Annotated in this window: 28 protein-coding genes; 21 read left to right on the top strand and 7 right to left on the bottom strand. The window is 71.9% G+C overall.

Annotation, left to right across the window (positions count from 1 at the left end; translation table 11 throughout):
- Window positions 1-60: 60 nt before the first annotated feature.
- Together OG730_RS22730 and OG730_RS22735 are read left to right on the top strand one after the other, a co-directional pair.
- On the top strand, window positions 61-630 hold the full coding sequence (locus tag OG730_RS22730) for a TetR/AcrR family transcriptional regulator (RefSeq protein ID WP_327305956.1): 570 nt from the start codon (window positions 61-63) through the stop codon (window positions 628-630).
- Between the two features lie 75 nt (window positions 631-705).
- A complete protein-coding gene (locus OG730_RS22735; protein ID WP_327305957.1) occupies window positions 706-1,653 on the top strand; it encodes a phosphatidylinositol-specific phospholipase C in 948 nt (315 codons plus the stop codon).
- Here OG730_RS22735 and OG730_RS22740 read toward each other — a convergent pair.
- From OG730_RS22740 to OG730_RS22760, 5 genes are all read right to left on the bottom strand, one after another.
- On the bottom strand, window positions 1,633-3,078 hold the full coding sequence (locus OG730_RS22740; RefSeq protein WP_327305958.1) for a sensor histidine kinase: 1,446 nt from the start codon (window positions 3,076-3,078) through the stop codon (window positions 1,633-1,635). The two genes, OG730_RS22735 and OG730_RS22740, sit on opposite strands and share 21 nt — an antisense overlap.
- On the bottom strand, window positions 3,075-3,821 hold the full coding sequence (locus OG730_RS22745) for a response regulator transcription factor (protein WP_327305959.1): 747 nt from the start codon (window positions 3,819-3,821) through the stop codon (window positions 3,075-3,077). Before OG730_RS22745 ends, OG730_RS22740 begins: the two co-directional genes overlap by 4 nt.
- A 63-nt stretch (window positions 3,822-3,884) precedes the next feature.
- Window positions 3,885-5,111, bottom strand: coding sequence for a S1C family serine protease (locus OG730_RS22750; RefSeq protein ID WP_327305960.1), 1,227 nt, complete (start codon window positions 5,109-5,111; stop codon window positions 3,885-3,887).
- A gap of 482 nt (window positions 5,112-5,593) precedes the next feature.
- Window positions 5,594-6,616 (bottom strand): LacI family DNA-binding transcriptional regulator, encoded by a 1,023-nt coding sequence (locus tag OG730_RS22755; protein WP_327305961.1) that lies wholly within the window; start codon window positions 6,614-6,616, stop codon window positions 5,594-5,596.
- Between the two features lie 81 nt (window positions 6,617-6,697).
- Entirely contained in the window at window positions 6,698-7,468 is a 771-nt protein-coding gene (locus OG730_RS22760; RefSeq protein ID WP_243339450.1) for a response regulator transcription factor, read from the bottom strand.
- Between the two features lie 510 nt (window positions 7,469-7,978).
- Between OG730_RS22760 and OG730_RS22765 the strand changes: the two genes are divergently transcribed.
- The 11 genes from OG730_RS22765 (at window position 7,979) to OG730_RS22810 (ending at window position 16,338) form a co-directional block, all read left to right on the top strand.
- On the top strand, window positions 7,979-8,233 hold the full coding sequence (locus OG730_RS22765) for a MoaD/ThiS family protein (RefSeq protein WP_327305962.1): 255 nt from the start codon (window positions 7,979-7,981) through the stop codon (window positions 8,231-8,233).
- Between the two features lie 10 nt (window positions 8,234-8,243).
- On the top strand, window positions 8,244-9,728 hold the full coding sequence (locus OG730_RS22770) for a hypothetical protein (protein ID WP_327305963.1): 1,485 nt from the start codon (window positions 8,244-8,246) through the stop codon (window positions 9,726-9,728).
- A gap of 185 nt (window positions 9,729-9,913) precedes the next feature.
- Window positions 9,914-10,627 (top strand): LmeA family phospholipid-binding protein, encoded by a 714-nt coding sequence (locus OG730_RS22775; RefSeq protein WP_327305964.1) that lies wholly within the window; start codon window positions 9,914-9,916, stop codon window positions 10,625-10,627.
- Window positions 10,628-10,791: 164 nt separating this feature from the next.
- Window positions 10,792-10,875 carry a putative leader peptide gene (locus OG730_RS44335; protein WP_350206375.1) on the top strand — a complete coding sequence of 28 codons (84 nt, stop codon included), beginning with the start codon at window positions 10,792-10,794 and terminating at the stop codon, window positions 10,873-10,875.
- Window positions 10,876-11,051: 176 nt separating this feature from the next.
- Window positions 11,052-11,897 (top strand): sulfurtransferase, encoded by an 846-nt coding sequence (locus OG730_RS22780; RefSeq protein ID WP_327305965.1) that lies wholly within the window; start codon window positions 11,052-11,054, stop codon window positions 11,895-11,897.
- Between the two features lie 69 nt (window positions 11,898-11,966).
- Window positions 11,967-12,257 carry a DUF1416 domain-containing protein gene (locus OG730_RS22785; protein WP_327305966.1) on the top strand — a complete coding sequence of 97 codons (291 nt, stop codon included), beginning with the start codon at window positions 11,967-11,969 and terminating at the stop codon, window positions 12,255-12,257.
- A gap of 161 nt (window positions 12,258-12,418) precedes the next feature.
- Entirely contained in the window at window positions 12,419-12,682 is a 264-nt protein-coding gene (locus OG730_RS22790; RefSeq protein WP_250744599.1) for a DUF3099 domain-containing protein, read from the top strand.
- A 186-nt stretch (window positions 12,683-12,868) separates the two neighbouring features.
- The gene (locus OG730_RS22795; protein WP_327305967.1) at window positions 12,869-13,636 is read left to right on the top strand and encodes a hypothetical protein; all 768 of its coding nucleotides are present in this window, start codon (window positions 12,869-12,871) and stop codon (window positions 13,634-13,636) included.
- Window positions 13,633-14,499, top strand: a complete 867-nt coding sequence (locus OG730_RS22800) for a hypothetical protein (protein WP_327305968.1) — start codon at window positions 13,633-13,635, stop codon at window positions 14,497-14,499. Before OG730_RS22795 ends, OG730_RS22800 begins: the two co-directional genes overlap by 4 nt.
- Complete coding sequence (locus OG730_RS22805) at window positions 14,496-15,461, top strand: hypothetical protein (protein WP_327305969.1); 966 nt, start codon at window positions 14,496-14,498, stop codon at window positions 15,459-15,461. Before OG730_RS22800 ends, OG730_RS22805 begins: the two co-directional genes overlap by 4 nt.
- A 304-nt stretch (window positions 15,462-15,765) precedes the next feature.
- A complete protein-coding gene (locus OG730_RS22810; protein WP_327305970.1) occupies window positions 15,766-16,338 on the top strand; it encodes a heme-binding beta-barrel domain-containing protein in 573 nt (190 codons plus the stop codon).
- A 36-nt stretch (window positions 16,339-16,374) separates the two neighbouring features.
- Here OG730_RS22810 and OG730_RS22815 read toward each other — a convergent pair whose 3' ends face one another.
- Window positions 16,375-16,503 (bottom strand): hypothetical protein, encoded by a 129-nt coding sequence (locus OG730_RS22815; RefSeq protein WP_327305971.1) that lies wholly within the window; start codon window positions 16,501-16,503, stop codon window positions 16,375-16,377.
- Between the two features lie 87 nt (window positions 16,504-16,590).
- Between OG730_RS22815 and OG730_RS22820 the strand changes: the two genes are divergently transcribed.
- Together OG730_RS22820 and ygfZ are read left to right on the top strand one after the other, a co-directional pair.
- On the top strand, window positions 16,591-17,058 hold the full coding sequence (locus OG730_RS22820; protein ID WP_327309369.1) for a Fur family transcriptional regulator: 468 nt from the start codon (window positions 16,591-16,593) through the stop codon (window positions 17,056-17,058).
- A gap of 32 nt (window positions 17,059-17,090) precedes the next feature.
- On the top strand, window positions 17,091-18,059 hold the full coding sequence (ygfZ, locus tag OG730_RS22825) for a CAF17-like 4Fe-4S cluster assembly/insertion protein YgfZ (RefSeq protein WP_327305972.1): 969 nt from the start codon (window positions 17,091-17,093) through the stop codon (window positions 18,057-18,059).
- Between the two features lie 173 nt (window positions 18,060-18,232).
- On the opposite strand, the gene dtd is transcribed toward ygfZ, so the two are convergent.
- Window positions 18,233-18,658, bottom strand: a complete 426-nt coding sequence (gene dtd / locus OG730_RS22830) for a D-aminoacyl-tRNA deacylase (RefSeq protein WP_327305973.1) — start codon at window positions 18,656-18,658, stop codon at window positions 18,233-18,235.
- 132 nt (window positions 18,659-18,790) lie between these two features.
- Here dtd and OG730_RS22835 point away from each other — a divergent pair, with 132 nt between their 5' ends.
- The 6 genes from OG730_RS22835 to OG730_RS22860 all read left to right on the top strand — a co-directional run bounded on the left by OG730_RS22835 (window position 18,791) and on the right by OG730_RS22860 (window position 23,306).
- On the top strand, window positions 18,791-19,438 hold the full coding sequence (locus tag OG730_RS22835) for an RsiG family protein (RefSeq protein WP_327305974.1): 648 nt from the start codon (window positions 18,791-18,793) through the stop codon (window positions 19,436-19,438).
- 73 nt (window positions 19,439-19,511) lie between these two features.
- A complete protein-coding gene (locus OG730_RS22840) occupies window positions 19,512-20,753 on the top strand; it encodes a GNAT family N-acetyltransferase (RefSeq protein ID WP_327305975.1) in 1,242 nt (413 codons plus the stop codon).
- Between the two features lie 20 nt (window positions 20,754-20,773).
- A complete protein-coding gene (locus tag OG730_RS22845) occupies window positions 20,774-21,535 on the top strand; it encodes a putative protein N(5)-glutamine methyltransferase (protein ID WP_327305976.1) in 762 nt (253 codons plus the stop codon).
- Window positions 21,536-21,733: 198 nt separating this feature from the next.
- Entirely contained in the window at window positions 21,734-22,174 is a 441-nt protein-coding gene (locus tag OG730_RS22850; RefSeq protein WP_327305977.1) for a helix-turn-helix domain-containing protein, read from the top strand.
- A gap of 93 nt (window positions 22,175-22,267) precedes the next feature.
- Window positions 22,268-22,825 carry a hypothetical protein gene (locus OG730_RS22855; RefSeq protein ID WP_327305978.1) on the top strand — a complete coding sequence of 186 codons (558 nt, stop codon included), beginning with the start codon at window positions 22,268-22,270 and terminating at the stop codon, window positions 22,823-22,825.
- A gap of 124 nt (window positions 22,826-22,949) precedes the next feature.
- Window positions 22,950-23,306, top strand: coding sequence for a DUF2516 family protein (locus OG730_RS22860; protein ID WP_327305979.1), 357 nt, complete (start codon window positions 22,950-22,952; stop codon window positions 23,304-23,306).
- The last annotated feature ends 2 nt before the right edge of the window (window positions 23,307-23,308 follow it).

Genomic DNA, 23,308 nt, shown 5'->3' on the forward strand with positions numbered 1-23,308 from the left:
CCGCGCAATACGGTTGTGTAGCGCGCTTGCCCAAAACTCTGCCGCGGATACGATCCGGGCATGGGAAATCGCGAGGACCTGCTGGCCGGAGCCCGGCGCTGCCTGGAGGAGAAGGGCTACCTCCGGACGACCGTGCGCGACATCGCCTCGGCGGCGCAGGTGAGCATGGCCGCGATCGGCTACCACTTCGGCACCCGCGAGGTGCTCCTCAACCAGGCGCTGTTCGCGGCCATGGACGAGTGGGCCGCGGGCTCGGGCCGGCTCACCGGGCAGGGCGGCACCGCGCGGGAGCGCTACGCCGACACCTGGGACCGCAAGATCCGGGACTTCGGCGAGATGCGCTGGCTCTGGGCCGCCTCCGTCGAGGCCTTCGTGCACGCGCAGTCCTCACCGGAACTCCTCGCGGTCCTGGCGGAGGGGCAGCGGCAGAACCGGCGGATGGTGGCCGCGCAGTTGCGCGGGGTCCCCGTCGAGGAGGTCGCGGAGGAGGACGTACGCAGCCTCGGATCGGTGCACATCGCGCTGCTGACCGGGGTCATGGTGCAGGTCCTGACCGACCCGGAGCACGCGCCGGACGGCCGGTCCCTCGCCCAAGGCCTGCGCCTGATGGCGGAGTTGCTCGAAAGCTGACGCTACCCGTGGGTAGTAATGCATGGCTCCGCACGCCATAATCCGGGCCACCACTGGGTCGGCAAAGGGGCGGGCATGGGCGCGGGCATAGGCGTGGGCGTGGGCGTAGGCGTGGGCACGGATACGGGCGCGGGCGCGCCCACGGGGCTGCGGCGGCGCAGCTTCCTGGCGGGGGCGGCGGCCCTGGGCGCCGCGGGCGCCGTGGCCGGGCTCGGCGCGGCGCCGGCCGCCGCCGCCGCGGGACTCTCCACCCAGGACTGGATGAGCGGGCTCGGCGATGCCACCCCCCTCCAGCGGATGACCATCCCCGGCACCCACGACTCGGGCGCCACCAGGGGCGGGCTCTACGTCGCCTGCCAGAACACCTCCATCGCCGACCAGCTAGGCTCCGGGATCCGCTTCCTCGACGTCCGCTGCCGGGTGACCGGCGGATCGTTCGCGATCCACCACGGCGCGTACTACCAGAACCTGATGTTCGGCGACGTCCTCGCCGCCTGCTGGAACTTCCTCGCCGCGCACCCCTCCGAGACCGTGCTGATGCGGCTCAAGCAGGAGTACTCCGAGGAGAGCGACGCCACCTTCCGCGCCGTCTACGACGACTACCTGAACAACCGTGGCTGGAGCCCGCTGTTCAAGGTCGCCGACTCGCTGCCCACCCTCGGCCAGATCCGCGGCAAGGTGCTGCTGCTCCCCGACAACGGCGGCCTGCCCGGCGGCCTGCGCTACGGCGACGGCAACGTCTTCGACATCCAGGACGACTACATGGCCGAGCCCTTCGCCAAGCGCGGCAAGATCGAGAACCACTTCCGCAAGGCCGCCGCGCAGCCCGGCAAGTTCTTCATGAACTACACCAGCACGGCCGCGGCCCTGCCGCCCCGCTGGAACTCCGACCGCCTCAACCCCCAGGTGCACGCCTTCGTCGACGGCTCCGAGCTGGCCGGCCGGACCGGGCTCGGGATCGTCCCGATGGACTTCCCCAACACCCGCTCCGGCCTGGTCGCCTCACTGATCCGGCACAACTGACGCCTGCGCGGGCGGCGGAGTCGGCGCGCCCGGGATGCTGAGCACCGCCTCGGTACCCGGGCCGCCGTCCGCCGGGGCGCGCAGGGCGGCCGTACCGCCCGCGCGCTGCACCGTACGGGCCACGATGGACAGGCCGAGGCCGCTGCCGGGCAGGGCCCGGGCGGACGGGGAGCGCCAGAAGCGCTCGAAGACGTGCGGGAGGTCGTCGGCCGGGATGCCGGGGCCGCGGTCCCGTACGGTCAGCTCGCCCGCGCGCAGCGACACGGTGACCGTGCTGCCCGGCGGGCTGAACTTCACCGCGTTGTCCAGGACGTTGACCACCGCCCGCTCCAGGGCCGCCGCCTCGCCGCGTACGTACCAGGGCGCCAGGTCCGAGTCGAACTCCAGCTCCGGACCGCGCAGTCGGGCCCGGGACAGCGCCGTCCCCACGATGTCGTGCAGGGCCACCACGCCGAGCGGGCCGGGGGTGGCCGCGTCCGGGCGGGACAGCTCCTGCAAGTCGCCGATCAGCGAGGCCAGTTCCGTCATCTGCGCCTTCACCGAGGCCAGCAGCTCCTTGCGGTCCTCGGGCGGGATGGCCCGGCCGGTCTCCTCGCTGCGCGCCAGCAGTTCGATGTTGGTGCGCAGAGAGGTGAGCGGGGTGCGCAGCTCGTGGCCGGCGTCCGCGATCAGCTGGGCCTGGCGCTCCTGGGAGGAGGCGAGGGCGGCCGTCATGGAGTTGAAGGACCGCGACAGCCGGGCGATCTCGTCGTCGCCCTCGTCGGGGATCCGGACGGTGAGGTCCTCGGTGCGGGCGATGTGCTCGACGGCGCCGGTCAGTTCGTCCACCGGGCGCAGGCCCGTACGGGCGACCCACAGACCGGCCACGCCGGCGCCGAGGACGCCGACGGCGGAGACGAACAGGAGCACCCAGGCCAGGGTGGACAGGGGTTCGGTGACGTCCGAGAGGGGCTTGGCCACCGAGATGGCGGCGAGGGAGTTCTGCAGTCCGGGCCCGGCGGACAGTTCCACGGGCTGGGTGTAGATGCGGACGGGGGTGCCGTCCGTGGTCTTCCCGTCGTACAGGATCGCCCCGCGCGCCCCCTTGGCGACCTCCAGGTCGTACTCCGAGACCGGGAGGGTGTTCTTGCCGTCCACCATGCAGCGGCCGGCCGTGGGCAGCACGATCTGCACCTGCGCGCTCAGGTTGTTCTCGAAGAGGCCGGGCACCTTGTCCTGGCAGCCGTACCGGCTCAGCGCCTGACTGGCCTGCGCCCGGGCGTTGGTTGAGCGCAGCGAACTGTTCAGCTGGTCGTTCAGCTGCGTGCGGACCATGAACCAGCTCACGCAGGCCACCGCCGCCACGGCCAGTGCCACCGCGACCGTGACCAGCAGGGCGAGCCGGGACCGCAGCGGCAGCCCGCGGAATCTGGCGGCCGGGCTCACTCCGGACCGCCGGGGTGGTCTCCGGCCCCGGCCGCGCGCAGTACGTAGCCCACCCCGCGCACGGTGTGGACCAGGCGGGGCTCGCCCCCGGCCTCGGTCTTGCGGCGCAGGTACATCACGTACACGTCCAGGGAGTTGGAGCTGGGCTCGAAGTCGAAGCCCCATACGGTCTTGAGGATCTGCTCGCGGGTCAGGACCTGGCGCGGGTGTGCGAGGAACATCTCCAGCAGGGTGAACTCGGTACGGGTCAGCTCCACCGGGCGGCCGCCGCGGGTGACCTCGCGGGTGGCGAGGTCCATGCGCAGGTCGCCGAAGGTGAGGGAGTCCTCCGGCTCTCCCTCCCCGGGGGCGGGGGCGGCGTAGGAGCTGCGGCGCAGCAGGGCGCGGACGCGGGCGAAGAGCTCGTCGAGCTCGAACGGCTTGACCAGGTAGTCGTCGGCGCCCGCGTCGAGGCCGGTGACGCGGTCGCCGACCGTGTCGCGGGCGGTCAGCATCAGGACCGGCGTGGTGCTGCCGGCGGCGCGCAGCCGGCGGGCGGCCGTCAGCCCGTCCATCCGCGGCATCTGGATGTCCAGGATGATCAGGTCGGGGGCGTACGCGTCCGCCTGGTCGAGGGCGTCGAGCCCGTCGACGGCGGTCTGCGTGCCGTACCCCTCGAAGGCCAGGCTGCGGCGCAGGGCCTCGCGTACGGCCGGTTCGTCGTCGACGACGAGGATGCGCTGCTGGTCGCCTTCGGCGCTCATACGGGGTCCCCCCAGGTGGTGGTCGGTCTCCTACCAGGCTCGCACGGGCGCCTGGAAGTCGGGCTAGAAGGAGGTCCCGAAACCGTTCGCGGTGTTGCCGTTGTTGTCGCTGTTGCCGCCGCTGTTGCTTCCGTCGCCGCCGGGGCCGCCCTTGCGGAGCGAGGGGAGGTCGGCCTTGATCGTGTTGACGGGGATGGCGAAGCCGAGGCCGACGCTGCCGGCGGAGCCGCTGCCGCTGGAGGGGGAGTAGATCGCGGAGGGCATGCCCACGATCTCGCCGTTCATGTTGACCAGGGCGCCGCCGGAGTTGCCCGGGTTGAGGGAGGCGTCCGTCTGGATGGCCTTGTACGAGGTGGTGTCCGTGCCGGTGTTCCCGTTGAACTGCTGGCCGCCGTAGGAGAAGGGGTAGCCGTCCTGGGGGGACTGCTGCTGCTCCGACTTCGGGACCTTCACCTCGCGGTCGAGCGCGGAGACGATGCCGCTGGTGACCGTGCCGGTGAGGCCGTCGGGGGAGCCGATGGCGACGACCTCGTCGCCGATCTTGGTGTTGTCGGAGTTGCCGAGGCTCGCGGGCTTGAGGCCGCTCGCGCCCTCCAGCTTGATGAGGGCGAGGTCCTTGTCCGGGTCCGTGCCGACGATCTTCGCGCTGTACTTCTTGCCGTCGCTCATCGTCACCTGGATCTGGCTCGCGCCGTCGATCACGTGGTTGTTGGTGACGATCTCTCCGTCGGCGGTGATCACGATGCCGGAGCCGGTGCCCTGGCCGGAGCCGGTGCGGGTGTCGATCCGGACGACGGAGGGGCTGACGTTCGCGGCGACGCCGGAGACGGTGCCGTTGCTCGACTGGGAGATGGTGCTGCCGTTGACGCCGGTGCCGGTGCCGTTGGTCTTGTTCAGCATCTGCTGGACGGCGGCGGCCGTTCCGCCGCCGACGACGGCGGCCGCGAGGGCCACGGCGGCGAGGAGGGCGACCGGGCGCTTGGCCCGGGCGTGGCCCTGGCCCTGGCTCTGCGGGGCGGGGGCCGCGGGGGCGGCCTCGCCCCAGGTGGCCCAGCCGCCGTCGCCGCTCCCGCCGCCTTGGGGGACGGTCTCGCCCTGGATGACCGGGGCGGCGTGGGCCTCGTGCCAGCCGGGGGCGGGGGCCGCCGGGGGGTAGGCGGGCGGCGGCGGGTACGCGGCGTCCTGCGCGAGCCGGTCACGACCGCGCTGCCAGTCCTCGCCCCAGGGGGCGGGCTGCTGGGGGCGGTTTTCCTGGGGGTACTCGCCTTCGCGGCGGAGGTTCTCGGTCATGGGTATGACTCTGTCCGCGGATCATGAGAGCTTCCTGAGTCCCGGCTGAGAAGCCCGACAGAACCGTGTATGCCCGATATAAGGCTGGGCTGGGCCGGGTGCGCTGGGCGCGGGTGCGTGAGCCCTGCGGGGCTGTTCCCTGCCCGCCCTTCCACCGTTCCCCGGGGCGGAGCCCCGGACCCCCTGGGGCTCCGCCCCAGACCCCGCGCCTCAAACGCCGGCGAGGCTGGGTACATCCAGCCCCTCCGGCGTTTGAGGAGCGGGGGTCCGGGGGCTGGCCCCCGGAACGGGTCCGGGCAGCGCCCGGGGAACGGGCGAAGGGCGGGTAGGGGACAGCCCCGCAGGGGCGACCCGGCCGCACCCGCCCACCGGCCCCGTGCCGGGACGGCGGTGGCGTGCACCCCGCCCGGCCACCGCCGGACGGAGTCCGGCGCAGCGGGGCGAAGCCCGCGCAGCGGTGTGAGCTCCGCGTCGAGAAGGAACTATCGGCAGCCGCAGGAGCGGCGGATGACCAGGGCCGACGGGAACTGCTTCAGGCGTTCGCGGCGCGAGCCCGCCACCCGCAGGGCGTCGTCCAGGACGAGGTCCACCGCCGCGCGGGCCATCGCCGGGCGGTCCGAGGCGACCGTGGTGAGGGGCGGGTCCGTGAGGGCCGCCTCCTTCACGTCGTCGAAGCCGGCGACCGCCAGCTGCTCGGGGACGTCGATGCGGAGCTCGCGCGCGGCCCGCAGCACGCCGATCGCCTGGTCGTCCGTGGCGCAGAAGATCGCCGTGGGCCGGTCGGGCTTGGCCAGGACCTCCAGGGCGACCTTGTACGCGTCGTAGCGGTTGTACGGGGCTTCGATGATCCGGCCCTCGGTCGAGCGGCCGGACTCCTGCATGGCCCGGCGCCAGCCCTCGACGTGGTCGGCCACCGGGTCGCCCACGGACGGGGTGTTCTCGATGCCGCCGATGCAGGCGACGTACTCGTGCCCGTGCTCCAGGAGGTGTCGGGTGGCGAGCTGTGCGCCGCCGATGTCGTCCGTGACGACGGCGACGTCGTCGATGGCCTCGGGGCGCTCGTGGAGGAGGACCACGCGGGCGTCCCACGCCTCGATCTCCGAGGCGGCCTGCTCGCTCATGCCCTGGCTGACCAGGATCAGGCCGGAGACCCGCATCCCGAGGAAGGCCCGCAGATAGTGGACCTCGCGCTCGGTGCGGTAGTCGGAGTTGCCGACCAGCACCATCTTTCCGCGCTCGGCGGCGGCCTGCTCGACCGCGTGCGCCATCTCCGCGAAGAACGGCTGACGGGCATCGGGGACGATCATGCCTATGAGGTCGGTGCGGCGCGAGGCCATCGCCTGGGCGACCCGGTCAGGGCGGTAGCCCAGTTCCTTGATCGCGGCGAGGACACGCTCGCGCGTGGCCGGGGCAACCGGCCTGGGTCCGTTGTTGATGACGTAGCTCACGACGGCGGTAGAAGTACCCGCAAGTCGTGCCACGTCATCCCGCGTCACCTTGGCCACGCGCGGAAGTCTACGCGGGGTGACCTACCTCTGGGCAGGGCGTCCGGAGGAGGTCATTCCCACAGCTTCTTTACCCGCTCCCTAGTCCATCCGGGTGAGTGCCGCCGCGGCCCGCGCGGAGGCCTCGGCCGCCGCCTTCGTGGCCGCCTGCGCGGCCGCTTCCGCCGCCGCCCGTTCCACCTTCTCCGGGGTGACGAAGCGGTACCCGACGTTGCGGACGGTACCGATCAGCGACTCGTGCTCGGGCCCGAGTTTCGCGCGCAGACGCCGTACGTGCACGTCGACGGTGCGGGTGCCGCCGAAGTAGTCGTAGCCCCACACCTCCTGGAGGAGCTGCGCGCGGGTGAAGACCCGGCCCGGGTGCTGGGCGAGGTACTTCAGGAGTTCGAACTCCTTGAAGGTCAGGTCCAGGACCCGGCCCTTCAGCTTCGCCGAGTACGTCGCCTCGTCGACCGACAGGTCACCGTTGCGGATCTCCATCGGGGAGTCGTCCGAGCCGAGCTGCTGGCGGCCGGTGGCGAGACGCAGCCGCGCCTCGACCTCGGCCGGTCCCGCGGTGTCGAGGAGGACGTCGTCGATGCCCCAGTCGGCGGTGACGGCCGCGAGGCCGCCCTCGGTGACGACGAGGATGAGCGGACAGCCGGGCCCCGTGGAGCGGAGCAGCTGGCACAGCGACCGCACCTGGGGCAGGTCGCGGCGGCCGTCCACGAGGATCACGTCGGCGCCCGGGGTGTCGACGAGGGCGGGGCCCTCGGCGGGCGCCACCCGGACGCTGTGGAGCAGCAGGCCGAGGGCCGGCAGGACCTCGGTCGAGGGCTGCAGGGCATTGGTCAGGAGCAGGAGTGAGCTCATGCCCGACCACCTGCCCGGGTCGGGCGGAAGTACTGCTGGTGTGCGTGCGCAGGTGCGTGAGCCTGTACCTCTGCCCGCACCTGCACTTGCACGACGGTTCGCTGGTCCATCACGTCGGTTCCTCCTCGGTCCCGTCGAGGACTTTCGCGGCACTGCTTCGTACGACTTGCCGGTGTCCGCCCGGTCCCCGCGCCCTGAGGCCCGGATGGACACCACTGTTCTCGGTCCGTTCAACGTGCTGAAAGCACAAAAGGACCCGGGGGCTACGTTGCCCGGATCCTCTCGGCAGCAGAATAGCCCACCCGCCCCGGCGGGGCCGAGGCTTCTACACCTTCCACTTCTGTGGTTCCCGCCACCCCCGGGACCTGCATATGCGCCGGTTTCACCGGATCGGTGGACCGGGAGCGGGCTGCCTGGGCGCACGCGGGGCGCGTGGAGGCACGCCGGGATCGGGGGCGCGAGGGGTGATGATGGAGGCCGACGGCAGAGCGCCGACGAGAGGAGCGTGCAGTGGCAACCGGAACCATCCGCTACTGGGCGGCGGCGAAGGCCGCGGCCAAGACGGCGGAGGAGCCGTACTCGGCGCGGACACTGGCCGAGGCGCTCGACGCCGTGCGGGAACGCCACCCCGGGGAGCTGACCCGGGTCCTGCTGCGCTGCTCCTTCCTCGTGAACGAACAACCCGTGGGCAAGCGCCCGCACGATTCCGTCGAGCTGACCGAGGGGGGCACCGTCGAGGTGCTCCCGCCGTTCGCGGGCGGGTGAGCGGACCCCGATGACTACACCGAGCACGCCCGAGGAACAGCAGCACCTGCAGCAGCAACAGCAGCAACAGCAGCAGCAGCAAGAGCAGCCCGATGCGTACGGGACCCAGACCTGGCAGTCTCCGACGTGGGACACCTCGTACCAGCCGGTCGTGGCCCCGCTGGACGGCGTACCGGCGCAGTACCCGGTCGCCCCCGAGGGCTGGTTCCGCGAGGAGCCGCAGGCGCAGCAGCAGCCGCAGGCCCAGGAGCCCGTCTCCGGTCAGCAGTGGGGGCAGCAGCAGGCGTACGCCGATCCTTACGCGGACCCGTACGCGGATTCCTACGCGGCGCCGGCCCCGGCCTACCCGCAGACCCCGGCGCCGGCCCCGGACCCGGCTCCGGCCCCTGCCCCGGACCACTGGTTCCGCGAGGAGGGGCAGGCACAGCAGGCCCCGCAGGCCGAGCCGCGGCAGCCGTGGGGGGAGACGGCCTACCCGGCGGCCTACCCCGGCCCGTCCGACCCGTTCCAGCCGGAGGCCCAGGCGCACGCCCAGGGACAGCCCCAGGCTCCCGCCCCCGCCCCGGCGTGGGCGGCGGAGCAGGCTCAGGCCCACGCCCATGCCCAGGCCGCGTACCTCCCGCAGCAGGCGGCCGAGGTCCCCGGCGGGGTTCCCGCCGCGGAACCGATGGCCGACGGGGCGACGGGCGAGGAGGAGCCCGCCTGGTCGCCGCCCACCCTCGCCGGCAACACGCTGCGCGCCGTGGACCCGGCCCAGGCCCGCGCCGAAGGCCGCTCGCCGATCATCGATCCCGGTCCGCAGGCGGCCATACTGACGGCCGCCCTCGGGCTGGTCATCGCGTGCGCCGCCGCGCTGAGCGAGTACGCGCTGCTCGCGCCGCTGATCGCCCTCCAGGGCCTCACCGCGGCGGGCTGGTTCCGCCTCAACGGCATGTGGCCGGCCCGTCAGGGCATCGCCCTGGCCTTCGCCGGGGCGGTCGTCGCGGACGCGGCCGTGCTCGCGGTGGAGGAGCCGTACGGCCCCGGGGCGATCGTCGGCACCCTCGGCGCCTGGGTGCTGCTGACGCTGGTGCTCCAGCTGCGCAGCCACGCCGAGCCGGACGAGCGGATGTACGGGCTGATGGCCTCGGTGGCCTCGGCCGCGCTGGCCATCGTCTGCGCCGGCTACCTCGCCGCCGACTCCGGCGCCGTGAGCGTGGGCGCCGCCGCCGTGGCGGTGGCCGTCTTCGCCCGGGCGCTCCCGCTGCCCACCGCGCCCTCGGTCGGCGTCTCGCTGGCCGCCGCGGCCGGTGCGGGCATCGCCGTGGGCGGGCTGACGTCCGTGGGCGCGGGCGGCGCGCTGATCGGCCTGGCGGCCGGGGTGTGCGCGCTGATCGGGCTGCGCGTGGCGGCGTACGACTACCCGTCGAAGTTCGTCCACATGACGGCCGGTGTCGCGCTGCCGCTGGCCGCGGCGGCCCCGGCGGTCTACCTGATCGGCAGGGTGGTGGGCTGACGGGGCCGAGACCTTCGCCCCACCCCACCCCAACCCACCCCACTCCACGACGCCCGCCCCGGCTCTCCGGGGCGGGCGTCGTCACACCGCGGCACGAGCCACCTCACACCCCGTCATCTGACAGCGCCCTCACGGCCGGACATGGTCCACTGGCCCGACGTACCAATCGTCTGGGGGGTGGGCACGTGCGTGTCCTACGTGTCGTTGTGATCATCGGAGTGGTCCTCGGCGGCCTGTTCGTCGGGCTGGACCGCTGGGCGGCCGGCTATGCCGAGGACCGCATGGCGGAGCGGATCTCGGCCCGGCAGGGCCTGTCCGGGGTGGGGGTGGACATCAAGGGGTTCCCGTTCCTGACCCAAGCCCTCTCCCGCGACCTCGACCAGGTAGACCTGAAGGTGGCCGGCGCCGACGTGGCGACCTCGGACGGCCGTACGACACACCTGTCCCGGCTGCGGGTCGCCTTCCGCGGGGTGGAGCTGAACGGCGACTACAGCGGCGGCACCGCCCGCTCCGCCACGGGCTCGGCCCTCGTCACGTACGCCGACCTGACCGCGGCGGCCCAGCCCGGGGTGACGGTCGCCTACGGCGGGGCGCCCGGCAAGCTGAAGGTCACCGCGAGCGTGGAGTTCCTCGGCCGCACCCTCAGCCGCAGCGTGATCTCGACGGTCTCCCTGGTCGGCGCCGGAGAGGCCAAGGGCGGGAGCACCGTCCGGGTCCGCGCCGACGAGGTGCCGGGCGAGGGCCTCCCCGGGATCGAGGCCGTGGTCCGCAAGAAGACCGACTTCGACCGGCGGATCGACGAGGGTCTGCCGTCGGGGGTCCGGCTGACGACGCTGACCTCGGACGCGGCCGGTGTGGTGCTCACTCTGGGCGGTAAGAATCTGGCACTGGCCGGATAGTGAGACGAGTGGGTCCGATCCGCAGATGGGAGGGGGTTGCGAGGCCCCGCGCACCCCGCGCCGGAAGATCGGCAAGGGTTGCGATCTCATTATCCGGACGATCCTGTCTCGAAATATGACATGGCGGTGACAGGGCGGCCGATTCGTCCCTACGATCCATGGCTATGAAGCATCAGCAGGCGGATCTCACGAAGCGACGGGCAGTAGACCTGTGTCGCGTCGCCGCCATGCTCTGTCGATCCATGTGACGTGTGAGCGCATCCCGCTCCATTGCCGGACGACGGCCTTCCGCTTTCCCGTGTGACCACCTCTGCCTCCCGCCCTCCTGAAGCCTCCCCGCAACAGGACTCGTGAGTGCACCCGGACGCACGTACCCCGCACCACCAGCACCACCCCGCCGCACACTGCCCCGGAGGAGAACACCATGAGCCGCAGCGACGTCCTCGTAGACGCCGACTGGGTCGAGGCCCACCTGAACGACGCGAACGTCGTCATCGTCGAGGTGGACGAGGACACGTCCGCGTACGACAAGAACCACATCACCAACGCCGTCCGGATCGACTGGAAGAGCGACCTCCAGGACCCGGTCCGCCGCGACTTCGTGGACCAGGAGGGCTTCGAGAAGCTCCTCTCCGCCAAGGGCATCTCCAACGACGACACCGTCGTCCTCTACGGCGGCAACAACAACTGGTTCGCGTCCTACGCCTACTGGTACTTCAAGCTCTACGGCCACCAGGACGTCCGCCTGCTCGACGGCGGCCGCAAGAAGTGGGAGCTCGACTCCCGCGACCTGGTCGACGGCACCGAGGTCCCGAACCGCCCGGCCACCGCGTACAAGGCCAAGGCCCAGGACACCTCGATCCGCGCCTTCCGTGACGACGCGGTCGCCGCGATCGGCACCAAGAACCTGGTCGACGTCCGCTCGCCCGACGAGTTCTCGGGCAAGCTGCTCGCGCCGGCGCACCTCCCGCAGGAGCAGTCGCAGCGTCCGGGTCACATCCCGAGCGCCCGCAACATCCCGTGGTCGAAGAACGCCAACGACGACGGCACCTTCAAGTCCGACGAGGAGCTCACCGCCCTCTACCAGGCCGAGCAGGTGGACCTGGCGAAGGACACCATCGCCTACTGCCGCATCGGTGAGCGCTCCGCACTCACCTGGTTCGTGCTGCACGAGCTCCTGGGCCAGGAGAACGTCAAGAACTACGACGGCTCGTGGACCGAGTACGGCTCGCTGGTCGGCGTGCCGATCGAGCTCGGCGCCAACAAGTAGTTCCGGGCAAACCGGCATTCCGGGCATGCGACGCCCGTAGTCATACCTCTCTAGGACAGGACAGAGAACATGTGTGGAGCAAAGATCGGCGGGCCCGACCTCTCGACGCTGAAGCCCGGTGAGACGGCCATCCAGGGTCAGATCACCAAGGACGGCGAGCCCGTCAGCGGTTACGTCCGCCTGCTGGACTCGACCGGCGAGTTCACCGCCGAGGTCCCGACCTCGGCCACCGGTCAGTTCCGCTTCTACGCGGCCGAGGGCTCCTGGACGCTGCGCGCCCTGGTGCCCGGCGGCCAGGCGGACCGCGCCGTGGTCGTCGTCGAGTCCGGCGGCGTCACGGACGTGGCGATCGCGGTCTGAGCACCGCACCTGTGTGACCGCATGACCGCATGACCGTATGACCGGCCGAAGGGCCGCACCCCCGGGGGTTGGACGCCACTGGTTCGGGGTGCGGCCCTTCGTGTCGTTCCCGGTCCGTTCCGGGCCTCCCCGGGAGCGTGGGGCGGCTCTACTCTGGAGGCATGTACGCCCGGCGCCGACGCGCCTATTTCCTGCTCATGGGCGGATGCCTGTTCCTCTTCGTCTCCGCCTGGTCCTTCGTGCGCCTGTGGTCGGTCGAGGCCGCCGTGGCGCTGTGCGTGGTCGCCATGGTCATCCCGCCGGTCGCCGCGATGGTCGCGAACCGGCGCGGTCCGGACGACCGGTGGTGGGACGATCCCTCGGGCGACGCGAAGTCCGACGAGTGGTGGGACGAACTGGACGGAAAGCGGCGTCACGAGGATTGAAACCCGTTGAGATAAAAATGTAATAAGGATGATCGCGGCATCTCCCCATGTGAGGGTGTTTTCTGTGTACGCGGGCAATCGATCCGCGACTCCAGTCCTGTGGGGGGACTTCTTTTGGAACACGAACAGACCATCCCTGAGCAGCGGAAAGAGGGGGAGACTGCCCCGGAATCGGGCACTCCGGACGTGATTGCGGACGCAACTGCGGACGGGACTGCGGACGTAACCGCGAACTCCCCCCGCCGCCGCCGCGGCCGGCCGTTCCTCCTGATCGCGGGCGCCGTCGCCCTCGGCGTCCTGGCGGGCACGGTCACCGGTTACGCGATCCAGTACGACCGCGAACCGACCCCGCTGGCCCCGCTGGCGCAGGCGGACCTGGTGGAGCCGAAGGCGCTCGCGCCCGACGATGCGACCACGCACAAGACGATCAACGCCAACCGCTGGCACAAGACGGACGACGACCTCGCGAAGCTGCTGATCGAGGCGCCGGGCGGGGCCAAGGTCGATGGCTCGGGCTACCTGCCCATCGAGTACTTCGCGACCTTCTTCAAGCGCCCGGACGGCCAGCTGAGCTATCTCGCGGAGCAGAACATCAGGCGGATCGCCTCGGTGAGCTGGAAGAAGGGCGACGACACCTTCGTCGACGTGCGCCTGATCCAGTTCAACGACCGCTCCGGCGCGGACGACTACCAGCGCAACCAGTCCGGCTACATGCCCCAGGACGAGTACGCGGGCAACGACGGCGTCGTGATTCCGGGTCTCCCGTCGGAGCTCGGGCACGTCTGGGTGGACTCCAAGGCGGACGAGAAGCCGGGCTACCTCCCGATGCGCGGAGCCCGCGCCATCGCCCGTCGGGGCGACATCGTGCTCGACATCCACTTCGTGAACAACCGCGGCAAGGTCAGCGAAGGCGACGTCGTGGACCTGGCCAAGCGACAGCTGGAGCGACTGTGACCGAGCCTCAGAACGACACGACTCCGGCCGAGGCGGAGGTCCCGGTCGCGGCCGAGGTCCCGATCCCGGCCGCGGACCCGACGTCCGGGGCCGAGCCCGAGGCGAGCGCCGCCGCGCCCGCGAAGCCCGCGCGCAAGGTCAACCGCAAGACGGTCGCCCTGATCGCCGGCGGCGTGGCCGCCGCGGTGCTCGTGGGCGGCGGCGTCTGGGCGTCCTCCGCGATCGCGGACGCCGACCGGGACGCGCCCACGGCCTACTGGATCCCCATCGGTGCGGAGCCCTCGAAGCGCGAAGCGCCCGGCTCCGTGCCGCCGAACGCCCTCTCGGGCAAGCTGCTGCCGTTTCCGGCCGGGTTCCTCCCGGGCCCGGACCTGGAGGAGGACGGCAACAACTTCTTCATCTCCGGGGAGAAGGCGATCGAGAGCTTCAAGGAGACCCGCGCCGGCCTCACCAGCTCCGAGCGCAAGGACCGCGACAAGATGCTGGCCGGGCTGAAGCTCAAGGGGCTGGCAGGCCGCAGCTACGTGAACGAGCGGACCAGCTGGTTCGCCGAGATCCGCATCATGCAGGCCGATCCGAAGGCCGTGGGCGCGTTCTCGGACGTCAGCAAGAAGTTCCTCGATTTCAAGGGTGACGGCCGCCAGGCGCCGAAGGTGGACGGGTTCCCGGACGCCAAGTGCTCCTTGGAGGCGATCGGCGAGAAGAAGAAGGAAAAGATCGACTCCATCGACTGCGTCGCCGTCAAGGGCGACGTGATGGTCACCTTCCGCGCGTACGGGCCCAAGCCCTTCGCCACCGCCAACGCCGTCGCGCTCTTCCAGAACCAGATGAACCACCTGAAGTCCCCCGGGGAGTCCGCGTGACCGAGCAGCACACCACCGGACCCGTGTCGGCGCCCCCCGAGGACGCCGCACCGCAGCCCGCCGTGGACGAGCAGGGGGCCGCCCGGGCCGCCGCGTTCGCCGCGGACCCGCTCGCGGCCAACCCCTTCGCGGCCCCGCAGGCCCCGGAGGTCCCCGCCGCGCCCAAGGACCGCCGCAAGCTGTTCGCCGCGCTGCGCTGGACCGCCGCCGTACTCGTCTTCGCCGCCGTCGGCACGGGTGTCGCGTACGAGGTCACCCAGCCCGAGCGCACCGACATCCCGGGCCTGTCCACCAAGGCCGACGGCCGCTGGACGTTTCCGAGGCTGGCCAAGCCGGCGTTGCCGCCGGGCGCCGCCCTGCCGTTCGCCGAGGACAACCCGGACGGCATCCACTACGCCGGTCTCACCGAGCTGCTCCTGCCGGCTCCCAGCGGATCGGCCCCCGACTCCACGCTGAAGCTGGAGAAGGACGGGGTGGTGACCGTCGACACCTTCCTGGAGGAGTACGACGCCACGGGCCGCGGGAAAATGAAGGAGCAGTTCGCGAACGAGGGGCTGCGCCAGATCGTCGCCCGCGGCTGGACCACCCCGGACGGCACCCGTACCCGGGTCTACCTGCTGCGCTTCCACGCCTCCGGTTTCGTGGACAACTTCAAGGGCTGCGGTGCCCTCGCCACGCTGAACGGCGTGGCGCGGCTCCAGTCCGACGACGCCTGGATGCGGGCCAAGAGCTCCCAGCGGACCGAGCTGGGGCAGGACGGCGCGTACAGCGGCCCCAGCGCGCGGAGCGCCAGCGACGTCACGCTCTACCGGGAGGCCAAGCCCACGGGCGACGAGCAGACCGCGCTCGCCTGCCTCCAGTCGGGTGACATCCAGGCCGTCGTCCTCCAGAACCGCAAGGACGAGGTGGCCGCCGTGCCCCTGCACCAGACGGTGATCCTCCAGCTCCAGCTGCTCGGCTAGCGCACGGCCGCCGCGTGAGCCCCCGTACGGGCCACCTCACACCGTGCCCCGGTCCCCAGGCCAGTAGGCTTGGGGACCGGCCCCGTAACGCCACCTTGAAACCATTGAGAACACCGAGGAGCACCCCGTGCTTGAGGCAGTCTTCACCTCCCTGCTGGTCCTGGTCTGTGTCGGCGTCCTCGCCTTCTCCGTCCTGGCCGTGAAGAAGCTCTACCAGGGCCAGCGCTGATCCCCTCGGATCTGCAGCCGACCGCCCCGGATACCGGAACCCCTCCCACAGATCGCCTGAGCTGAGCAGCCACCCATGATCCAGATCCCGTCCGACCTGAACCCGGGTCTCGTCCCCCTCGCCTTCCTCCTCGGCAACTGGGAAGGCGCAGGCGTCTTCGACTTCCCCGGTGAGGAGAAGTGCAACTTCGGCCAGGAAGTCGTCTTCAGCCACGACGGCCGGGACTTCCTGGAGTACACCTCCCACACCTGGGTGCTCGACGCCGAGGGCAACAAGGTGCGGCCGCTGGAGTCCGAGTCGGGCTACTGGCGCATCGACAAGGACCGCAAGGTCGAGATCGTCATGGTCCGTGACCAGGGCGTCGTCGAGGTCTGGTACGGCGAGCTCGCCGACAGGAAGCCGCAGATCGACGTGGTCACCGACGCGGTCGCCCGTACCGCGGCCTCCGGCCCGTACAGCGGTGGCAAGCGGCTCTACGGCTACGTGAAGAGCGACCTGATGTGGGTCGGCGAGAAGGCCACCCCCGAGGTGGAGCTGCGCCCCTACATGTCGGCGCAGCTGAAGAAGGTCGTCACGCCCGAGGAGGTCGCGGAGATGGCGCGCAACCTCCCGGACATGCCGGACGACGGCATCGCCTTCTTCCGCTAGACCGCTAGACCGCTAGACCGCCAGGCCGCTAGACCGCTAGACCGCCAGGCCGCCAGGCCGCTGGACCGCCTGGCTGCCGGACCGCCGGGCGGCCAGGTCGCGCGCGTCCGTACGCGAGCGTTCGCAGGAGCCCCCGGCCGCCCCGGCCGCCGGGGGCTCCAGCACGCCCGGGCGCCTTCCGCCCGTGCCGGGCCTTCCCGCACGGCCTCCCCGCTCCCCTCCCGCGGGCCCGAGGCCTACACTGGCCGGGTGGTGACCACCGACAGCACCGAAAGCACCGAGGGCCTCGCCGCCCCCGAAGGCGGCGACTGGAAGAGCGACCTGCGCCAGCGCGGATACCGCCTGACGCCGCAGCGCCAGCTCGTGCTGGAAGCGGTGGACGCCCTGGAGCACGCCACCCCGGACGAGATCCTCGTCGAGGTGCGCAGGACGGCCTCCGGGGTCAACATCTCCACGGTCTACCGGACGCTGGAGCTCCTGGAGGAGCTGAAGCTGGTCTCCCACGCCCACCTCGGGCACGGGGCCCCCACCTACCACCTCGCCGACCGGCACCACCACATCCACCTGGTCTGCCGCGACTGCACCGAGGTCATCGAGGCGGACGTGGACGTCGCCGCCGAGTTCATCTCCAAGCTCCGCGACACCTTCGGCTTCGAGACCGACATGAAGCACTTCGCGATCTTCGGCCGCTGCAAGACCTGCGCCGCCAAGCAGCACTAGGGCGACGCCCGGCAGGGTCGTACGCTGGTGGCATGACCAGCAGCCCCTTGCTCCATCTCCCCGGCGCCGTACAGGCCGAAGGCCGCGACGAGGGCGTCGCCGCCCACTACGGCGAGCTCTACGGAGAACAGCGCGCACTCGCCGACGGCCGCGGCTTCGTGGACCTCTCCCACCGCGGGGTGGTCACCGTCACCGGCCCGGACCGGCTGAGCTGGCTGCACCTGCTGATCACTCAGCACGTCACCGCGCTCCCGGCCGGCGAGGCCACCGAGGCGCTGATCCTCTCCGCGAACGGCCACATCGAGCACGCGCTCTACCTCGTCGACGACGGCGAGACGATGTGGATGCACGTCGAGCCCGGCACCCAGGAGGCGCTGATCGCCTACCTGGAGTCGATGATCTTCTTCTACCGCGTGGAAGTCGCCGACCGGACCGCCGAGTTCGCCGTCGTGCACCTGCCGGCCGGCTCCATCGCCGAGGTCCCCAAGGAACTCGCCGTACGGCAGACCCCGTACGGCCGCGACGTGTTCCTGCCCCGCGCCGACCTGGAGGCCTTCGCCGCCTCCCACGGCCCGGTCGCCGGGCTGCTGGCGTACGAGGCCCTGCGCGTCGAGGCGCACCGGCCGCGGCTCGGTCTGGAGACCGACCACCGCACCATCCCGCACGAGCTCGGCTGGATCGGCACCGCCGTGCACCTGCAGAAGGGCTGCTACCGCGGCCAGGAGACGGTGGCCCGCGTCCACAACCTGGGGAAGCCGCCGCGCCGGCTGGTCTTCCTGCATCTGGACGGCTCCGAGGTGCTCCTCCCCGCGCACGGCGCGCCCGTACGGCTGGCCGCGGACGGGGAGGAGGGCCGCCAGCTGGGCTTCGTGACCACCTCGGTCCGCCACCACGAGCTCGGCCCGATCGCCCTCGCGCTGGTCAAGCGCAACGTCCCGCTGGACGCCCCGCTGCTGGTGGGCGGAACGGCCGCCGCCCAGGAGGTCGTCGTAGCGCCGTAGCGGCCGCCCTAGGTCGTCTCTTTCGGATCTTGTCGGCCGAGTCCGCGGCGTCTGGTGCCGTGCCTGGGCGTGCTGTCGGGGCGCTCGCGTGCTGGGTGTACGTGGTCGCCTCGGCAGTGCGGCCAGGCGCGGTGCCAGGCGTCGCGGGCCCGGCAAGATCCGAAAGAGACGGCCTAGATGTCGATGACGATGGTGAACGGGCCGTGGTTGGTCAGCGAGACCCGCATGTCGGCCCCGAACCGGCCCGTTTCCACCGTCGCGCCCAGCGCCCGCAGCCGCGCCACGACCTCGTCCACGAGCGGCTCGGCGAAGGCGCCGCCCGCGGCCGCGTTCCAGGTGGGGCGCCGGCCCTTGCGGGCGTCTCCGTAGAGGGTGAACTGGGAGATCACCAGCAGCGGCGCGTTCACGTCGCTGCAGGACTTCTCGGCCTCCAGAATCCGCACCGACCAGAGCTTGCGCGCCAGCAGCTCCGCCTTCTCCGGGGTGTCGTCATGGGTCACCCCCACCAGGACGCACAGCCCCTCCCCGACGATCTCCCCGACGGTCTCGCCGGCCACCACGACGCTCGCGCCGTCCACCCTCTGCACCACTGCTCGCATAACACCTGTGTACCAGGCGTGCACCCGTCCGGGGCCGATCGGGTGGAGTGGGACTGCGTCGGCACCGTGCGGAGTGGCACGATGCACGCAGGCGGTGCCCCCAGCACCGGTCGAGGGGACGGACACGAACGCATGAATACTTCTGGTACCTCCGCACCTGCATCTGCTCCTGCGCCCATCGGACCCGTCGGACCCGTGGGATCCGGTACGACCGTCGCGTCCGCGGCGACCGCGCTGGCCTCTGAGATCTCGGCGAACTCGGCGCCGCGGCCGCCCGCGCAGCGGACCGGCTCGGACGTTCCGACGGCGGCGACCACCGCGCTCGGACTGCCGGAGCTGCGCGGACTGCGCCGCGACGCGCAGCGCGACGAGGCCGATCTGAGCTACGTACGCCGGATCCTCCAGGGCCGCATCGACATCCTGCGCGCCGAGCTCGCGCGGCGTACGGACCCCGAGACGCCGGTGGTGGACCGGCTCTCGGAGATCCTCGCGGACGCCCCCTCCAGCCGTAGCGCCTCAGCCCGGCACGTCACGCTCGGCACCCCGCACGGGGAGGAATACCGGCTGCTGGCGGCCGAGATGCTCTCCGACGTGGAGCTGTCGGACCTGGGAGCGCGCACGGACGAGGAACTCCACGAGGGCATGGGCAAGTTGGTGCGCTACGAGCAGCAGGTCTCGCGGCGCCGCCAGCAGCTCCAGCGCACGGCCGACGACTGCAGCGCGGAGATCACCCGGCGCTATCGCGAGGGCGAGGCGCAGGTGGACGACCTGCTGGCCTGAGGACGCGGGGGCGCGGGAGCGCGCGGGAAATCCGCGCGACGGGGTCGGGTCGGGCCGATTAGCGTGGGCGGCTATGAGCGCTGACGTCCGGCCGATCGCCGTATCCGAACTTCCCCGGTGGCTGCGCGCCCAGCAGACCGGTTTCCTGAACGCGGCGCACCCCACGGCCGAGGACCACGCCCTGCTGGCCGAGTTCGCCGACTGCGCCCGGACCCAGGGCGGCTTCGACGCGGACACCGGCCGGTGCGTGGCGACCTTCCGTTCCTTCCCGCAGGAACTGACCGTGCCCGGCGGGGAGTTCGTCCCGTCGAGCGCCGTCACGAACGTGACCGTGGCGCCCACGCACCGCAGGCAGGGCCTGCTGACCCGGATGATGGCCGCCGAACTGGCCGCCGCCCACGCGCGCGGTGACGTGGTGTCGACGCTGATCGCCGCCGAGTACCCGATCTACGGGCGGTACGGGTACGGGCCCGCCACCTCCGTCTCGGAATGGGAGATCGACGTACCGCGGACCGGACTCGATCCTGCCGCCGTCCCGGGAGACGGCGGCAGGATCGACCTCGTGGACGAGGCCGAGGTACGGGAGCTGGGCCCGGCCCTGCACGAGCGGCTGCGGGCGGCGACCCCGGGTGCGGTGAGCCGCGACGCCCGGTGGTGGCGGGTGATGACGGGCGCGGAGACGTTCTCGCACAACCCGTACACGCCGTCCTTCCACGCGGTGTACCGGACCGCGGAGGGCGAGGTGGCCGGCCTGGTCCGGTACACCGCCGACGACCACTGGACCGATGCCAAGGTTCCGCAGAACACCGTGCAGGTGCGGCAGTTGCTCGCCCTGACCCCGGAGGTGGAGCGGGCGCTGTGGCACTTCCTGTGCTCCATCGACTGGGTGGTGAAGGTCCGCACCGGCTACCGCGCCCCCGACGACCTGGTCGCCTCCCTGCTGCCCGACCCGCGCGCCGCGCGGACGGTGACCTCGGCCGACTGGCTGTGGGTGCGGCTGCTGGACGTCGTACGGGCCCTCGGCGCGCGGACGTACGCCGTGCCCGGGGTCCTGGTCCTGGAGGTCGTGGACCCGACCGGTCCGGCGGGCGGGCGCTACCGGCTCGACGCGGGCGCGGGGGACTGCGTACGCACGGAGGAGCCGGCCGACCTGCGCCTGGACGTGGGCACACTGGGGTCGCTGTACCTGGGTGACGCGTCGGCGGTGCGCCTGGCGGCGCTCGGCGCGGTCACGGAGGAGCGCTCCGGGGCGCTCGCGCTCGCGGACGCGGTGTTCCGCACGGCGCGCCGCCCGTGGTGCCCGGACATCTTCTGAGGCGTGGAGGACTGAGGTAGTTGGCAACACTGGTGGAAGTCCTTCGCGCGGCCGGCTGCGTCTTCGCCGAGGAGGAGGCGGAGCTGCTGACGGCCGCCGCCGAGGACGCGGGGCACCTGGAGGGGCTGCTGGCCCGGCGGGTGGCGGGCGAGCCGCTGGAACACGTCGTCGGCTGGGCGGAGTTCTGCGGGCTGCGGATGGCCGTCGGCGAGGGGGCCTTCGTGCCGCGCCGGCGCAGCGAGTTCCTCGCGCGGGAGGCGGTGGTGGCGGCCCGGCCCGGCGCGGTGGTCGTGGACCTGTGCTGCGGGGTGGGCGCGCTGGGCGCCGCCGTGGCCGCGGGGGTGCCGGGGGCCGAGCTGCACGCGGCGGACATCGACCCCGCCGCGCTCGCCTACGCCCGGCGCAACGTGTCCCCGTACGGCGGCAGCGTGTGGGAGGGCGACCTCTACGCGGCCCTGCCCACCGGGCTCCGGGGCCGGGTGGACGTGCTGGTGGTCAACGCCCCGTACGTCCCGACCGGGGAGATCGGCCTGCTGCCGGCGGAGGCCCGCGACCACGAGCCGCCCGTCTCCCTGGACGGCGGGGCGGACGGCCTGGACGTGCACCGCCGGGTGGCCGCCGGAGCCCCGCCCTGGCTCGCGCCGGGCGGCAGCCTGCTGATCGAGACGAGCGCCCGCCAGGCCCCGGTCACGGCCTCGGCCCTGACGGCGGCGGGCCTGTCGGTGCGCGCGGTGAGCTCCGAGGAGTACTACGCGACGGTGATCATCGCGAAGGCACCATAGGCACCATAGGCACCATAGGCACCATAGGCACCATAGGCACCGTAGGCGGTGTCCTGCGGCGACCGCGGCGAGGAACGGTCGCCACCATCAGTGACCTCACCCTCTGGACCCGCCCCGATCTCCACCGCGGCGACTGAGGGTGGGAGTTATTGCAAGCAGCTGCTTGCAATAGTTAGCACGGTGCGGCAGGATCGGGGCATGGCATCGCTCAACGTCGGGAATCTCGGCGAGTACCTGCGCGAGCAGCGGCGGCAGGCGCAGCTTTCGCTGCGGCAGCTGGCCGATGCGGCGGGGGTGTCGAATCCGTACCTCAGTCAGATCGAACGCGGGCTGCGCAAGCCGAGCGCGGACATCCTGCAGCAGCTCGCCAAGGCGCTGCGGATCTCCGCCGAGACGCTGTACGTGCAGGCCGGAATCCTGGACGAGCGGGACCGCGACGCCGTGGAGACCACGGCCGTGATCCTCGCCGATCCGTCGATCAGTGAGCAGCAGAAGCAGGTGCTGCTCCAGATCTATGGGTCCTTCCGCAAGGAGAACGCCGCGGAGGCCGAGGCCAAGGCACAGGTCGAGGCCGAGGCGCGGGCAGCGGCCGAAGCCGCCGCCACCGACGGCGATGCCGAGAACCACCGCACGAACTGAGCACGCACCGCACTGAGCGCACTGAGCAAGCACCGCACTGAGCAAGCACCGCACTGAGCACGAACCGAGACCGTGATCCGGGAGGACCACCACATGGCCATCGCCGATGACCTGAAGAAGACCCTCACCGACCCGACCCCCCTCTACTTCGCCGCCGGCACCGCCGACCTCGCCGTGCAGCAGGCCAAGAAGGTGCCCGGGCTGATCGAGCAGCTGCGCGCCGAGGCCCCCGCGCGCATCGAGGCCGTGAAGAACACCGACCCGAAGGCCGTGCAGGAGAAGGCCAAGGGGAAGGCCAAGGAGGCGCAGGAGGCGGTCAGCGCCACGGTCGCCGAGGTGCTCGGCGCGATCGACGCGAAGAAGATCGGGGAGACCGCCCAGGACCTGGCGCTGCGCGGGGTCGGCGTGGCCGCCGAGTACGCGGTCAAGGCCAAGGAGGCCTACGACAAGGTCGCCGAGCACGGTGAGCAGACCGTACGGGCGTGGCGCGGCGAGGTCTCCGAGGAGATCGTCGACATCGCCGTCGTCGTGGAGCCGGAGGCCGCCGCGCCGGTGGCGGAGGAGCCCGCCGCGGAGCCCGTCGCGAAGAAGGCCCCGGCGCGCAAGGCGGCGGCCAAGAAGGCAGCCGCCGAGCCGGCCGACGAGAGCTGAGCGAGACGTGACGGACCGGGCACCCGCGGGGCGTCCGGTCCGTTGTGGTTTGGGAAAGTGGCTCTGCCGGTAGCGTGGAGGCAGGTGGCATCCGGCGGACAAGGCGCGAGAAGGCGGTCAGACGATGTTGATGAACGGGTTCGATACCGGAGTGGTTCCGCTGCTCGGGCTGGCGGTGCTCGGGCTCGCGGTCGTCGCCTTCGTGTTCGCGCTGATGGCGCGCGAGGACGCGTACCGTGCGGCCGACAAGAAGACGAAGACCTTCTGGTCGGTCCTCCTCGGCGTCACCGTCGCCATCGACTATCTCGTCTGGTCGGGGACGCTCGGCGGCATGCTCTTCCTCATGATCGCCGGTCTCGTCGCCACCATCGTGTTCTTCGTCGACGTGCGTCCCGCGCTCAAGCAGGTTTCCGGCGGTGGCCGGCGCAGCGGCGGCAGCAGCAGCGACGGGCCGTACGGGCCCTACAACGGCGGACGGTAGGG

Origin of the sequence: Streptomyces sp. NBC_01298 (assembly GCF_035978755.1) — a bacterium.
Taxonomy (GTDB): Bacteria; Actinomycetota; Actinomycetes; order Streptomycetales; family Streptomycetaceae; genus Streptomyces.